This is a genomic window from Lactobacillus hamsteri DSM 5661 = JCM 6256, from assembly GCF_000615445.1.
In the GTDB taxonomy this organism is placed as follows: Bacteria; Bacillota; Bacilli; order Lactobacillales; family Lactobacillaceae; genus Lactobacillus; species Lactobacillus hamsteri.
In genome coordinates this window covers 1-787 of record NZ_BALY01000076.1, presented here as the reverse complement: position 1 = coordinate 787, position 787 = coordinate 1, and the positions used below count along the sequence as shown (strand labels likewise).

General features: G+C 37.1%; 1 protein-coding gene. It reads left to right on the top strand.

Annotated features, from left to right (window positions below):
• Positions 1 to 28: 28 nt before the first annotated feature.
• A partial coding sequence (locus tag JCM6256_RS09200) for an FMN-binding protein (RefSeq protein ID WP_025081376.1) occupies positions 29 to 787 on the top strand: 759 nt, incomplete at its 3' end.

The window sequence follows — 787 nt, the reverse complement described above, 5'->3', positions numbered from 1 at the left end:
TATAAGAAAGGATAATTGAAGAATAGCAATGAAACCAGGAAAATATGAAGTTAAAGCCAAAGGTCATGGCTCAAGCTATATGCCAATGATTGTTACTCTTTCAGAGAATAAAATTGATGATATTAAGGTAGATGCTAGTGGTGAAACCAAAGGAGTAGCCGACGAAGTTTTCAAGCGTCTTCCTAAAGAAATTGTGGATAATCAAACTTTAAACGTTGATGCAGTTAGTGGTGCAACTATTTCAAGTCATGGTGTTATTGATGGCGTTGCAGCTGCAATTGAAGAAGCAGGTGGAAATGCGGAAGAATGGAAGGAGCGTGCTAAGCCTGTCGAAAATAAAGAACAAGATGAAGAAATTACTACAGATGTTGTAGTTGTGGGTGCAGGTGGTGCAGGTCTTGCTGCAGCGGTTCGCTCATTGCAACATGATGAAAATGTAGTTATTTTAGAAAAATACCCTCAAATTGGTGGTAATACAACCCGTGCTGGCGGTCCAATGAATGCTGCAGAACCAGATTGGCAAAAGAACTTTGAAGCACTTCCAGGTGAAAAAGAAACTTTGGAAGAATTGGCTGCAACTCCAATTGAAAAAATTGATCCAGAATATCAAGCTGATTTTAAGAAATTGCAAAAACAAATTGAGGAATATGTTGCTTCAGGTGCAGATTATTTATTTGATTCAACACTTTTGCATGAAATTCAAACTTATTTGGGTGGTAAGAGAGTTGATTTAAATGGTAACGAAATACATGGCAAATATTCATTAGTTCATGAGTTAGTTACTCAT